General features: G+C 28.2%; 16 protein-coding genes. 15 read left to right on the top strand and 1 reads right to left on the bottom strand.

The features are described 5' to 3' along the window. The 9 genes from HW276_RS09595 to HW276_RS09555 all read left to right on the top strand — a co-directional run bounded on the left by HW276_RS09595 (nucleotide 1) and on the right by HW276_RS09555 (nucleotide 7,837). Nucleotides 1-1,533, top strand: coding sequence for a hypothetical protein (locus HW276_RS09595; RefSeq protein ID WP_178938299.1), 1,533 nt, complete (start codon nucleotides 1-3; stop codon nucleotides 1,531-1,533). After that, nucleotides 1,520-2,398, top strand: a complete 879-nt coding sequence (locus tag HW276_RS09590; RefSeq protein ID WP_178938298.1) for a hypothetical protein — start codon at nucleotides 1,520-1,522, stop codon at nucleotides 2,396-2,398. Before HW276_RS09595 ends, HW276_RS09590 begins: the two co-directional genes overlap by 14 nt. 54 nt (nucleotides 2,399-2,452) lie before the next feature. Next, entirely contained in the window at nucleotides 2,453-2,770 is a 318-nt protein-coding gene (locus HW276_RS09585) for a hypothetical protein (protein WP_178938297.1), read from the top strand. Continuing rightward, nucleotides 2,757-3,704, top strand: coding sequence for a toxin-antitoxin system YwqK family antitoxin (locus tag HW276_RS09580; protein WP_178938296.1), 948 nt, complete (start codon nucleotides 2,757-2,759; stop codon nucleotides 3,702-3,704). Before HW276_RS09585 ends, HW276_RS09580 begins: the two co-directional genes overlap by 14 nt. Nucleotides 3,705-3,759: 55 nt before the next feature. Beyond that, entirely contained in the window at nucleotides 3,760-4,080 is a 321-nt protein-coding gene (locus tag HW276_RS09575; protein WP_178938295.1) for a hypothetical protein, read from the top strand. Continuing rightward, nucleotides 4,061-5,023: a toxin-antitoxin system YwqK family antitoxin gene (locus tag HW276_RS09570; RefSeq protein WP_178938294.1), complete on the top strand. Its 963-nt coding sequence runs from the start codon at nucleotides 4,061-4,063 to the stop codon at nucleotides 5,021-5,023. The genes HW276_RS09575 and HW276_RS09570 overlap by 20 nt, the downstream gene beginning before the upstream one ends. Nucleotides 5,024-5,078: 55 nt before the next feature. Beyond that, nucleotides 5,079-5,363: a hypothetical protein gene (locus HW276_RS09565; RefSeq protein ID WP_178938293.1), complete on the top strand. Its 285-nt coding sequence runs from the start codon at nucleotides 5,079-5,081 to the stop codon at nucleotides 5,361-5,363. Then, nucleotides 5,344-6,306, top strand: coding sequence for a toxin-antitoxin system YwqK family antitoxin (locus HW276_RS09560; protein ID WP_178938292.1), 963 nt, complete (start codon nucleotides 5,344-5,346; stop codon nucleotides 6,304-6,306). The genes HW276_RS09565 and HW276_RS09560 overlap by 20 nt, the downstream gene beginning before the upstream one ends. 64 nt (nucleotides 6,307-6,370) lie before the next feature. After that, nucleotides 6,371-7,837: an SIR2 family protein gene (locus HW276_RS09555; RefSeq protein ID WP_021747218.1), complete on the top strand. Its 1,467-nt coding sequence runs from the start codon at nucleotides 6,371-6,373 to the stop codon at nucleotides 7,835-7,837. Between the two features lie 244 nt (nucleotides 7,838-8,081). On the opposite strand, the gene HW276_RS09550 is transcribed toward HW276_RS09555, so the two are convergent. Further along, on the bottom strand, nucleotides 8,082-8,585 hold the full coding sequence (locus HW276_RS09550; protein ID WP_021747219.1) for a TIR domain-containing protein: 504 nt from the start codon (nucleotides 8,583-8,585) through the stop codon (nucleotides 8,082-8,084). Between the two features lie 758 nt (nucleotides 8,586-9,343). On the opposite strand from HW276_RS09550, the gene HW276_RS09545 reads away from it, so the two are divergent. The 6 genes from HW276_RS09545 (at nucleotide 9,344) to HW276_RS09520 (ending at nucleotide 12,559) form a co-directional block, all read left to right on the top strand. Then, a complete protein-coding gene (locus HW276_RS09545) occupies nucleotides 9,344-9,595 on the top strand; it encodes a hypothetical protein (RefSeq protein ID WP_178938291.1) in 252 nt (83 codons plus the stop codon). Then, nucleotides 9,558-9,722 (top strand): hypothetical protein, encoded by a 165-nt coding sequence (locus HW276_RS09540; protein ID WP_178938290.1) that lies wholly within the window; start codon nucleotides 9,558-9,560, stop codon nucleotides 9,720-9,722. The genes HW276_RS09545 and HW276_RS09540 overlap by 38 nt, the downstream gene beginning before the upstream one ends. Before the next feature lie 119 nt (nucleotides 9,723-9,841). Next, a complete protein-coding gene (locus HW276_RS09535) occupies nucleotides 9,842-10,027 on the top strand; it encodes a hypothetical protein (protein WP_146964583.1) in 186 nt (61 codons plus the stop codon). Further along, a complete protein-coding gene (locus tag HW276_RS09530; RefSeq protein WP_060918586.1) occupies nucleotides 10,027-10,227 on the top strand; it encodes a hypothetical protein in 201 nt (66 codons plus the stop codon). Before HW276_RS09535 ends, HW276_RS09530 begins: the two co-directional genes overlap by 1 nt. 23 nt (nucleotides 10,228-10,250) lie before the next feature. Next, complete coding sequence (locus HW276_RS09525) at nucleotides 10,251-10,697, top strand: hypothetical protein (RefSeq protein WP_178938289.1); 447 nt, start codon at nucleotides 10,251-10,253, stop codon at nucleotides 10,695-10,697. A 206-nt stretch (nucleotides 10,698-10,903) separates the two neighbouring features. Beyond that, nucleotides 10,904-12,559, top strand: a complete 1,656-nt coding sequence (locus HW276_RS09520; RefSeq protein WP_178938288.1) for an AAA family ATPase — start codon at nucleotides 10,904-10,906, stop codon at nucleotides 12,557-12,559. The last annotated feature ends 28 nt before the right edge of the window (nucleotides 12,560-12,587 follow it).

The following is a 12,587-nucleotide window of genomic DNA, read 5'->3' as shown; positions in this document are numbered from 1 at the left end:
ATGAGAGCATATGTAATGTTTAGTGAATTTAAAGGAGAACAAACTAATAATGTAAATTACGATATGGACAACATAGGTGAAACATTAAAAGAAATTGGAAAAGGATTGATAACAACCAATCCGCTTCATAGCAGGATAGAAATATTTCCAGTATTTGTAAATGAAGTAGAATTTTCAAAGGCAGAAGCAGCATCTAACTTACCATTGATGGTTTTAATGAGTGGAAAAAACACAATGTTTGAAAATAGATTTAATGACTTGCAGTTCATAGACGGGACAGTAATAAGAATCAAAGGGAAAATAACTTCACTTGACTTAGACAAGGAAAAAAATGGAATAGAATTACCAAAGGAAGAAAAAAAGGGATTGGTTGAAGATTTACTAAGTTACGATAAATTAGGTTCAAATGGTAAAAAAAGATTTAGACAGCTAGCGGGAAAAAAGATAATAGAATATATGTCAAATTTACAAGTGATAAATAAGCTGAACAAATGGGCAACAGGTGAAATCCCAAAAGAACCAACAAAATCAATGCCTAAAGCACTGCCTTTAGCTGCAAATTCCCAAACTCAGTCAAGCATACCAAAACCTGCATTGTCAAAAATAAGAAAAAATATGTTAATAGTATATTTTAATGAAACAAAACCAGTAAAAAAGGAACTTTCAGATAAAGTAGATGAATGGAAGGATGAAGGACAAGCGGCAGAAGGACTAAAAAGACAGGAAATAAATGCAAAAATAACAGATATAAATGCAAAACTTCAGGAACTAAACAAAAATATGGCAGCAGAATTCAAAAATGCAACAGACAGATCATCAGAAAGAAAACTGGCACTCTCAAAATATAAGGATGAAGCGGGAATAAGAGTGGAAATGGAGAAACTGAAAGAGGAATATAGAAAAAAATACATAGAATTAGCACCATTAGATCTTGAAATACAAGGTTTAGCAAATGAGTTAAATGGGCTCACTCCTTTAACAACACCATTGACAGAAAAAGAAAAAGAAAAAAAGGCAAAGGAAATACAAGATAAAACAGCATTAAAAAATAAATTGACAAACGAAACGGATAGTATAGATAGTCAAATAAAGAATTATGAAACAATACTAAACTATGAAGCAGAAAATGAGAAAACCCTAAAAGAAATAGAAGAATACAAAAGAAAACAAAAGGAACTAATAAAAGAAAAAGAAGGCTTAAAAGAGGAAGTAGACAAAATAAATCGTGAAAACAAGGCCAAAGACAACCTAGAAAGTCCAAAAGAGTTTGCAGAAAGCGTATTTGGAGTAAGTTTTGGAATCCCAGTAAGATACGTGCGAATCCCCGAAGTAGAAGTAGTAAGCTACAATGAGAAACTAATATTAAGCGAATCATCAGAAGGAGAGTTCGAGCTAGTAGTTAAGCAAAGCCCAAATTCAGTAAATAGAGTAGAAGTAGGAGATCCAATATACTTCTTAGGAAAGCAGTTTAAGAATGTGCTTTCGGATAGTGTTCCAAGTGGAGGGGGGAGCGATAAAAATGTTGGTAAATAAAAAATTAATATTGTGCTATATTGTTGCAGTAAGCATTTTTCTAAATGCAATGAAACTATCAGAAATCCCTCAACTAAATAAATTAGAGAATTATAATGAAATAAAAAATGTCGAAGTAGAACGAGTAGTAGATTATGATAATTATGACAGAAATGGTAAATATGTATATGTACATGGTGAAACAATTCCATTTTCAGGTGTAGCAATAAAAAGGAATAAAAGCAATATAATAGGATTGTACTTTTATGAAAACGGTAAAGCTGAAGGTCCAGCATACGTGTATTATCCAAATGGTAAATTTAATTTTGATAGATTTTATAAAGATGATATAACACAAACAAGCGTTGAATATAGACAAAATGGAACAAAATTCAGAACATATAAAGCAGTAGATGGTTTAAATGGAATAAGAACAGTATATTATGAAAATGGAAAAGATATAAAAACAGTTCTTGAGGTAACGCAAGATTACAGCCAACAAGGAATGATAAACTATATCTTAAATGGTAAATTAAAAGTATACAATAAGCAAGGGCAACTACAAGGTATTTTTAATTTTAAAAATAATTCAATGGCAGGACTTTCTCAGGAGATTTATTATCCAAATGGAAAGGTAAAATATTATGCGATAGCCAAAGACAATAATCAGAAAAATCCAACATTTACCCAAAAAGCCATTTCATACTATGATAATGGACAGGAAAAGGAAAACTGTGATGAAGTTGATAGTGGAATGTGGATGTGTAAGAAATATGATAAGAATGGAAAATTTAAAGGGGAAGTGCAGAAAGGTGGGCAACCTATAGAAACAAGTAATTTTTGGGCTAATTTCTTTATGGGGGTATTGAATATATTATTTCAGTAGGGCTTTTTGGCTCTGCTGAATGTTGAGGTTTTGAGTGAAAGGAGTGGAAGAAGAATGATATTAGAAAACAAGGTAAAAGACAACCTAGAAAGTCCAAAAGAGTTTGCAGAAAGCGTATTTGGAGTAAGTTTTGGAATACCAGTAAGATACGTGCGAATCCCCGAAGTAGAAGTAGTAAGCTATAATGAGAAACTAATATTGAGTGAATCATCAGAAGGAGAGTTCGAGCTAGTAGTTAAACAAAGTCCAAATTCAGTGAACAGAGTGGAAGTAGGAGATCCGATATATTTCTTAGAGAAACAGTTTAAGAATGTGCTTTCAGATAGTGTTCCTTTGCAGACTGGAGGGCAAAAAAGTAATGAAATTAAATAAAAAAATAATAATATTTTTTATTTTGGTTAGCAACTATTTAAGTGCTGTAAAATTATCAGAAATCCCTCAATTAAATAAATTAGAGAATTATAATGAATTAAAAAATATTGAAGTGGAACAGACAGTAGATTATGATAATTATGATAGAAATGGTAAATATGTGTATGTGCATGGTGAAACAATTCCATTTTCGGGCGTAGCAATAAAAAGGAATAAAAACAGTATAACAGGATTATATTTTTATAAAAAAGGAAAGGCAGAAGGTATTATATATGAATATCATGATAATGGGAAACTTCGATTGATACAAAAATATGTAGACGATAGTGCTGAAGGAAAAGCAATAGAGTATTATTATAGTGGAAAAATACAATCAGATAGATTTTATAAAGACAATGTATTGCAAATAAGTACAGAATATAAACAAAATGGGACAATATTCAGAACATATAAAGTAATAGATGGATTAAATGGAATAAGAACAGTATATTATGAAAATGGTAAGGATATAAGTTCAATTGCAGAAGTAACACAAGATTACAGTCAGAAAAAAATGATAAACTATCGATTAAACGGGAAGCTAAAAGCATATGACAAACAAGGCCATTTAAAAGCCATCTTAAATTTCAAGAATGACTCAATAGCGGGACTTCCTCAAGAAATGTACTATCCAAATGGTAAATTAAAATACTATGCAATAGCAAAGGACAATAATCAAAAAAATCCAACGTTTACAGAAAAAGCAATTTCATATTATGATAACGGACAGGAAAAAGAAAATTGTGATGAAGTTGACAGAGGAGTGTGGATGTGTAAAAAGTATGATAAAAATGGTAAATTTAAGGGAGAAGTACAGAAAGGGGGACAGCCAATAGAAACAAGTAATTTTTGGGCTAATTTCTTTATGGGGGTATTGAATATATTATTGCAGTAGGGCTTTTTGGCTCTGCTGATTGTTGAGGTTCTGAGTGAAAGGAGTGGAAAGAAGAATGATATTAGAAAACAAGGCCAAAGACAACCTAGAAAGTCCAAAAGAGTTTGCAGAAAGCGTATTTGGAGTAAGTTTTGGAATCCCAGTAAGATACGTGCGAATCCCCGAAGTAGAAGTAGTAAGCTACAATGAGAAACTAATATTGAGTGAATCATCAGAAGGAGAATTTGAGCTAGTAGTTAAACAAAGTCCAAATTCAGTGAACAGAGTAGAAGTAGGAGATCCAATATATTTCTTAGAGAAACAGTTTAAGAATGTGCTTTCGGATAGTGTTCCAAGTGGGAAAGGAGGGGAAGGAGTTGTTCCAAATAAAGAATAGTGTAGGAATTTTGGTTATTTTATTATCAAGTTTTCTTGAATCAGCATATTTAAATGAAATAAATGGTATAAAAAAATTGAGTAATTATGATGAATTGAAAACTATTGAAGTTGAAAAAATAGTGGATAGAAGTAAAATAAAAAGAAATAAAATTGAAGATAAAGTATATGTAATAGGAGAGAACAAACCATTTACTGGTGTTGCAATTATGGGATTAGATAGTAACAAAAATATAGAAGGAATATTTTTTTATAAAGATGGACACACTGAAAAAATGGCATATGAATATTATCCAAATAGTCAATTAAAATTAAAAGTTCCTCAGGAAGATGACAAGAATGAGGGAAAAGGATATTATTATTATTCTAATGGAAGATTACAATCAGAAAAATTTTTTAAAAATGATGTAATGCAAATAAGCACAGAATACAGACAAAATGGAACAACATTCAGAACATATAAAGCAGTGGATGGCTCAAATGGAATAAGAACAGTGTATTATGAAAATGGAAAAGATATAAAGACAGTCCTTGAGGTAATACAGGATTACAGCCAAAAAGGAATGGTAAACTATATCTTGAATGGTAAATTAAAATCATACGATAAACAGGGAAGATTACAAGCTATTTTTAATTTCAAAAATGACTCAATGGCAGGACTTCCTCAAGAATTATACTATCCAAATGGAAAGGTAAAATATTATGCGATAGCCAAAGACAATAATCAGAAAAATCCAACATTTACCCAAAAAGCTATTTCATACTATGATAATGGGCAGGAAAAGGAAAACTGTGATGAAGTTGATAGTGGAATGTGGATGTGTAAAAAGTATGATAAGAATGGGAAGTTTAAAGGAGAAGTTCAGAAGGGAGGACAGCCAATAGAAACAAGTAATTTTTGGGCTAATTTCTTTATGGGGGTATTGAATATATTGTTGCAGTAGGGCTATTGCCCTGCTGTTTGGTAAAAAATTTTAGAAAAAGGAGTGAGGAAAAACTATGGTTAAATTAGAATTTGCAGAAAGCGTATTTGGAGTAAGTTTTGGAATCCCAGTAAGATACGTGCGAATCCCCGAAGTAGAAGTAGTAAGCTACAATGAGAAACTAATATTAAGCGAATCATCAGAAGGAGAATTTGAATTAGTGGTTAAGCAAAGTCCAAATTCAGTGAACAGAGTTGAAGTAGGAGATCCAATATATTTCTTAGAGAAACAGTTTAAGAATGTGCTTTCGGATAGTATTCCAAGTGGAGGGGGGACTGGAAATGCTTCAATTAAAAAATAAAACTTTATTATTATTTCTTTTATCATCGAGTTTTCTTAAATCAGCATATTTAGGCGAAATAAATGAAATTAAAAAATTAAGTAATTATGAGGAATTAAAAAATATTGAGGTAGAAAGAGTTGTAGATTGGGATAACATTGAAAGAAATAAATCTAAAGATAAAGTATATGTGTTAGGAGAAACTGAGCCATTTACAGGTTCTGCAATTAAAGGTTTGAAAAACAAAAAAAATGTAGAAGGAATTTTATTTTATAGAAATGGACATTCAGAAAAAGAAGTATATGAATATTACCCAAATAATCAATTGAAAATAAAAATTTCTCAAAAAAATGACAAAAATGAAGGTAAGGGGTTAGAATATTATTCTAACGGAAAATTGCAATCAGATAGATTTTATAAAGATGACATAATGATATTATGTAATGAATATAGGCAAAATGGAACTTTGTCTTCAACTTATAAGGTAACAAATGGATTAAATGGAATAAAAACAGTATACTATGAAAATGGAAAAGATGTGAAGACAGTGATAGAGATAACTCAAGATTATAGTCAGAAAGGAAGGATAAATGATATATTAAATGGTAAACTAAAAAGATACGATAAGCAAGGACGATTACAAGGCGTGTTTACTTTTAAAAATAATTCACTAGCAGGACTTCCACAGGAACTATATTATCCAAACGGAAAAGTAAGATATTACAGCATAGCAAAGAATAACGATGTGAACCACCTGCAATTTACACAGAAAGCAATCGAATATTATGATAATGGACAAGAAAAGCAGGATTGCGATGAGGTTGATAGTGGAATATGGATGTGCAAGAAATACGACAAAAATGGTAAATTTAAAGGAGAGGTACAAAAGGGAGGACAGCCAATAGAAACAAGTAATTTTTGGGCTAATTTCTTTATGGGGGTATTGAATATATTGTTGCAGTAGGGTTGTTTTTGTATTAAAAATATAAAATTGATAGTTATAAAATTTATTATAAGAAAGGGAAAAAATGGGAAATATTTTAAAGAAAAAAGAATTAATAAAAGTTATTGAACAAGCATTAGAGAGCGGTGAATTAGCAATTTTTGCTGGAGCAGGGCTTTCAATTGATGCGGGGTATTGTTCTTGGCAAGATTTACTATCTGAAGCAGCTAAAGAGATTGACTTGGATATAGAAAGAGAAAGTCATGATTTAATTTCGTTAGCTCAGTTTTATTGTAATGTTAAAAAAAGAAATGCAATTGATGAGTTGTTAACAACTAAATTTCCAACAAATGTGAAACCAACGGAAAATCATAAATTATTGTCACAACTTCCAATCTCAACTTATTGGACGACAAATTACGATACTTTAATTGAAGATGCTTTAAAAAATAATAATAAAAAAGTATCTGTTAGAAAAAGTGATAAGGATTTACAATTGTCATTTAAGAATTATGATTCTATAGTGTATAAAATGCATGGAGATATTCATAGTCCTGCTAAAGCTGTAATAACAAAAGATGACTACGAAGAATACGGAATTAATAGCAGGAAATTATTTAGGGATGTTTTAGAAGGTAATTTGTTAACAAAAACATTTTTATTTTTAGGATTTAGTTTTAGTGATCCAAATTTTAATTTTGTGATAAGTAAAATGCGAGTATTATTAGGAGATAGTAGTAGAGCACATTATTGTATATTAAAAAAAATTTCTAAGCCAAATAGAGATGACTATAGTGAACAAGAAAAATATAAAATTGCTATTAGAGATTACGAGTACTCTTTGATAAAGCAAGATTTACAAATAAATGATTTAAATAGATATGGTATAAAAGTATATTTAATTGATAATTATAGTGAGATAACAGATATATTAAGAACATTGTTAAATAAATATAGGAGAAAAACAGTTTTTATTTCAGGTAGTGCAGAAAAATACATTCCAATGGATGAAAAAAAAGCTCAAGATTTCATTCGAAAATTATCATTTGAATTGGTAAAAAATGGATATAAAATTGTTAATGGATATGGTTTAGGAGTAGGAACTTATGTCATAAATGGAATTACTGAGTATTGTTATGATCACAGAGAAATAAATATTGAAAATCGTTTAAAATTAATGCCATTTCCATTAAGTGCAATTGATAATAAAAATTTAAAAGATACTTGGGAAAAATATAGGAAAGAAATGATTTCTCAATGTGGAATTGCAATTTATATATTTGGAAATAAGAAAAAAAATGGAAAAATTTTAAATGCAGATGGTGTAGAAAAAGAATACGCTATTGCGGAATCTTATGAAATAGTGAATATACCTTTAGCATTTACAGGTTATATGGCTGAAGAATTATATTTTAAAAATAGTGATAAGATTAATAGTGTAATAGGTAAAGAAAAAACGAAATATATTACTGAATTTTTTGATGGAGATACTAATGTTGAGGAAATAATAAAAATAATAAATAAACTTAATAATAAGGAGGAGATTAACTAATCCACAGTATCATAATAATAGTATATTACAAGATTCTTGAAGAGGGATGTAAAAAACTACAAATATATTATATGAGGAGTATGATGTTACTATTAAAATTAAGAGGAAGAAGAGAATAATTAAATTTTTAGATTAGTTGAGAAAGCAAATAGATAAATAGAATAAAAAGGAAATAAAAAATTTTGATTATACAATAATTAGACAGTAAGGAAAAGAGAATTTCTCTCTTCCTCTTTCATCAATTTTACCAAGTTGAAGGTTTATTCTTAATGCAATCTTCAATTAAATTTTCAATGTTATTTTTTATATCATTGTATACATCTTTACTAAAAGGATAAATTGAATCAAAACATTTGACGTATTTAGAAAGTTTTTCATCATTTTTATTTAATGGAATATAATCAAAAGGATTATTTCCTTTTTTATCTTGTATACCTGAAGAGTTTTCTAGTTTATGAATATAAATACCAACAATTCCTTTGTTCAATTCATAAGCTCTTTTAATTTCGTAATTTATCCATTTTCTGTTTGCGGTTTTTTGTCCTATTAAAACAACTAAACAAGAACGTAGATTTAGTTGTTTGTCAATCCATTCTTTAATTTTATTGTCCGTTTTTTCTTTTACTTCCTCCCAATCATTATCTGAAAAAGTAGAACTTCTATCTACTTTTCCCATATTACGAATTTGTCCTGCTCTCCAATTATCATTAGTGTAATGAAAACTAAAAAAAACTTGTCTTTTTGACATAAAAATCCTCCTTAATTTGATAATTATAAAATTTTATATTTTCTTAATTATAGCATATTTATAAATTTTTTTCATTTAAATAATAGAATCTACAGGACAAACGCAAGAAATAATTATAAAATTTTAAATACATTGTATTGATTTTTATTCAAAAAAATAATTTTATTATATCTATTTTTATGCTTTTATAATTATTTATATTTATTATTAATTTGTAATATTTATCACATATTTTTATATATTTTTAAAATTTTCATAAGTTTGTTGTTTAGAAATCTGTAATTAGTCTTTTACTAAAATATTTGAAATTACGTTGTAATTTAGAATAATTTTATTTTTATTTTGAAATAAAATATAACTTAAAATTTTAAAATAGATTTACTATAAAAAATTTAAATTATAGTAAGAATTTGAAGTTTTTATGAAAAAAAATTTTAAAAAAGTAACTGAATATTACTGGCAACTTACTGACAACTTTTATCTTTCAAATATCCATTTTTAGCGGAATAACTATGCGTGGGCACCATTAGAATAGTTAAAAATGTGATATATAGTGCAAATCAGTGTTTATGCTGAATTGCACTTTTTTCTTTTATTTATAGTACTTTGCAGTTTTATCCTGTCTTAATCTGTTTCTATTTATTTCAATACATTAAAAATTTATTGGCAATTTACTGGCAACTATTTTAATGGAAATGTTGTTAGTGCAGGAGGCTCAGCCGTAGGAGGGATTACATCTTTATTGGGAAGTACGGCAGTTGGCGGACTGGGTGCCGAAGCTGGGGGTGTCTACTGGAGGAGCAGGAGCAATAGCAGGTATGAAGACAGGTGCAAAAATAGGCTCTAAAATAGGGAAATATCCTGGAAATCTGACTAGTTCGGCTGCTGAAAATGCAGGAAAAGTAATAAAAGTAATGACAATGGACTTTGATCCGATTGCTTCAGGCAGAAAAGTAAAAAATATAGCCAGCGATGGAATTAAAAAATTTATGGGCAATAAAAAAAAATGATACGAAAGATACCGAAGAAAATAAATCACAAGAAACAGAAAATACAAAAATACAAGAAACTAAGAATAGTAACAGTGAAACTTTTTCAGAATCTGAAATGAGGAGAGAAAAGGACAGCAAGGAATAAAATATGTAAGGACAATGACAATAGAATATTAATCTAGTCTTAAAAAATTCAGATTGAAAAAACTATTAGATGTGATATAATATTATTGTAAAAATAGAAATTTAAAAGAGATGATAAGAATGGCAACTTCAAGTTTTACAACAGAATTAAAATTTGATACAGAGGAAAAAGTTTCATCATTTTTAGAAGCTATTGAAAATGCAAAAAATAATAAACCGCTAGATATAGATGTAGAATATGAATTTATTAAGGGGAATGATATTAAAAAATTTTTTGAAGAAACTTCTGAAAAGAAAGGAGAATAATGAAATTTACTACGTTTTCTTTAAAAATTGCGTATGAGTTATTGTTAGAAATTAGACAGAAAATTAGAGTAAAATTTATTTGGATTGAATGTCAAAATAATGAAAAAATCTTGAATTTTTACCAAAATTTTGGATTTTCTAAAATAGATAATTTTATTTCTGAAAGTGGCTATAATGTAATGATAATGGAATTAAAATAGTTATCATAAAGAATAGGAGAATAATGAAATTATATGAAAGAATAATACTAAAAAATTCTTCAACAAGTTATATATCTGGATGGGAAGCATTGAATATTCCTGATGAAAATAGAAATACTGCTGACTGGCATCCAAGGACTTATTTATTTTCTTATGATAAAGGCAAGGCAATAAATCTGTATAACACGACAAATGTTTTAGGAAATTCTGGAATAAAGAAAAGAATAATAGATTATCCAAGCAAAAGGGAAGTGTATATTGCTAATTTTCCAAGAGCAATTGCAGATTTGGTATTAACAATGAAAGATTACCAGTTATCTTCGCTTCATAACTGTTGCAATGATTTTTTAAATGAGGATGAAACAGAACATCTTTATCAATATCTTAGAAGTATAAAGAATAATCCAAGAGTGGATGAGTTTCTTAAATATGAATTTACTGTAAGATATTTTAATGATAAAAAATTATAATTGAATATTGTAAAAATAAAAATTTATAAAGAGATGAAATGTCGCAATTAATATTGCAATTTATGATATTTTAGAATGTAACTTATTTAGATTAAATAATTTTTAAGTGTTGTCCTTTTCTTTTTTTGTTGTATATTATAGTATGTTTTATTGTTTCTTTTTTTTGGATTTAATCGTTTTTTGTTTACTAAGAAAGGAAAAAATTTATGAATAAAAAGGCAGTTCCAGTAGGGGTAGAAAACTTTGAAAGAATAATAAAAGATGGATATTATTATGTGGATAAATCATTATTAATAGAAAAAATGCTTGAAAATAGAACTCCTGTAACACTTTTTACAAGACCAAGAAGATTTGGAAAAACGCTTAATATGTCAATGATTAAATATTTTTTTGATTTCAAAAATAAAGATGAGAATAAAACACTTTTTGAAAATTTAAAAATATCTGATAGTAAATATATGAGTGAACAAGGAAAATATCCTGTAATATTTATTTCGTTAAAGGATTTGAAAGCGGATACCTGGGAAATGTGTCGTTTAGAAATAAAAAAAGTAATTTCAAAACTTTATCGTGAATTTCAATATATTACAGACAAGATGGATGAAGATGATAAAGAGATATATAATTCCATTAAAAATAGAAAAAATGATATTGATCTCAATACTTCACTGGAACTTTTGTCTGATTTTCTTTGTGAATATTATGGGAAAAAAGTAATAGTTTTGATAGATGAGTATGATTCTCCAATAATAAATGCTTTTGATAAAGGTTATTACAATGAAGCGATAGAATTTTTTCAAGTATTTTATAGTTCTGCATTAAAGACAAATGATTCATTGAAATATGGCATTCTTACGGGAATAACAAGGATTATAAAGGAAGGAATTTTTTCAGGCTTAAACAATCTTTATGTGAATACTGTACTTAGCAAAAATTATGCAGAATACTTTGGGCTTTTGGAAAGCGAAGTAATTGAAATGCTTGATTACTTTAATATGAAATATAAAATTGAAGAAGTAAGAAGCTGGTACAATGGATATCTTTTTGGAAATGAGCAAATATACAATCCATGGTCTATTGTCAATTATTTAAGAGAAAAAGAAATAAAATCATACTGGGCAAATGTTTCTGGAAATATGCTTTTGGGAAATATGCTTGATAATGTTGGAGAAAGTGTTTATACTGATTTAAAGAAATTTACTGACGGAGAAAGCATTGAAAAATATATTTCGGATGGGACTACAATAAAAAGTCTTTTGAGTAATGATGATGAGATTTGGCAGTTATTTTTATATAGTGGATATTTGACAAAAGCTGAAAAACAGGCAGAAAGAATAGAATCCAAAAATACTTATAATTTAAAAATACCGAACAGAGAAATAAGAAGTTATTTTGGAGATTTATTTTTGAATAGATTTTTTGGAACAGAAGTAAAGACAAATACTTTAATAAAAGCTCTTGAAAATGGAGATATTAGAAAATTTGAGAAAACATTGAGTGAAATAATGATAAACATGTTAAGCCATTTTGATTTGGACAGTGAAATGGAAAAAATTTATCAGGTATTTATGATAGGGCTTGTAGGATTTCTTATGGGAAGATATGAAATTATCTCAAATAATGAGAGCGGATATGGAAGATATGATTTAGCGATGATACCAATAAAAAGCAATGAGAAGGCATATCTTATGGAATTTAAAATTTCAAAGACTGAAAAAGGAATGAGAGCAAAGGCAGAAGAGGCTTTGAAGCAGATAGATAAGAAAAAGTATGATACAAGGTTGAAGGCTAGAGGGATAAAGAATATTTTGAAGATTGGGATAGCGTTTTATGGTAAAAGTGTGAAGGTTGTTAGTAAATAAAAGTTAGAAATTAAAATCAAATTTCAAA

It is taken from the genome of Leptotrichia sp. oral taxon 417 (genome assembly GCF_013394865.1).
Classification (GTDB): Bacteria; Fusobacteriota; Fusobacteriia; order Fusobacteriales; family Leptotrichiaceae; genus Leptotrichia; species Leptotrichia wadei_A.
This window is presented reverse-complemented; position numbering and strand designations above follow the sequence as displayed.

What these genes read in the sequence shown, in the direction of transcription:
- HW276_RS09565 (WP_178938293.1), top strand. Translation starts at nt 5,079, where the DNA reads ATGGTTAAATTAGAATTTGCAGAAAGCGTATTTGGAGTAAGTTTTGGA.
- HW276_RS09590 (WP_178938298.1), top strand. Translation starts at nt 1,520, where the DNA reads ATGTTGGTAAATAAAAAATTAATATTGTGCTATATTGTTGCAGTAAGC.
- HW276_RS09575 (WP_178938295.1), top strand. Translation starts at nt 3,760, where the DNA reads ATGATATTAGAAAACAAGGCCAAAGACAACCTAGAAAGTCCAAAAGAG.
- HW276_RS09525 (WP_178938289.1), top strand. Translation starts at nt 10,251, where the DNA reads ATGAAATTATATGAAAGAATAATACTAAAAAATTCTTCAACAAGTTAT.
- HW276_RS09520 (WP_178938288.1), top strand. Translation starts at nt 10,904, where the DNA reads ATGAATAAAAAGGCAGTTCCAGTAGGGGTAGAAAACTTTGAAAGAATA.
- HW276_RS09580 (WP_178938296.1), top strand. Translation starts at nt 2,757, where the DNA reads ATGAAATTAAATAAAAAAATAATAATATTTTTTATTTTGGTTAGCAAC.
- HW276_RS09530 (WP_060918586.1), top strand. Translation starts at nt 10,027, where the DNA reads ATGAAATTTACTACGTTTTCTTTAAAAATTGCGTATGAGTTATTGTTA.
- HW276_RS09550 (WP_021747219.1), bottom strand. Translation starts at nt 8,585, where the DNA reads ATGTCAAAAAGACAAGTTTTTTTTAGTTTTCATTACACTAATGATAAT.
- HW276_RS09535 (WP_146964583.1), top strand. Translation starts at nt 9,842, where the DNA reads ATGGCAACTTCAAGTTTTACAACAGAATTAAAATTTGATACAGAGGAA.
- HW276_RS09560 (WP_178938292.1), top strand. Translation starts at nt 5,344, where the DNA reads ATGCTTCAATTAAAAAATAAAACTTTATTATTATTTCTTTTATCATCG.
- HW276_RS09595 (WP_178938299.1), top strand. Translation starts at nt 1, where the DNA reads ATGAGAGCATATGTAATGTTTAGTGAATTTAAAGGAGAACAAACTAAT.
- HW276_RS09540 (WP_178938290.1), top strand. Translation starts at nt 9,558, where the DNA reads ATGGAATTAAAAAATTTATGGGCAATAAAAAAAAATGATACGAAAGAT.
- HW276_RS09585 (WP_178938297.1), top strand. Translation starts at nt 2,453, where the DNA reads ATGATATTAGAAAACAAGGTAAAAGACAACCTAGAAAGTCCAAAAGAG.
- HW276_RS09555 (WP_021747218.1), top strand. Translation starts at nt 6,371, where the DNA reads ATGGGAAATATTTTAAAGAAAAAAGAATTAATAAAAGTTATTGAACAA.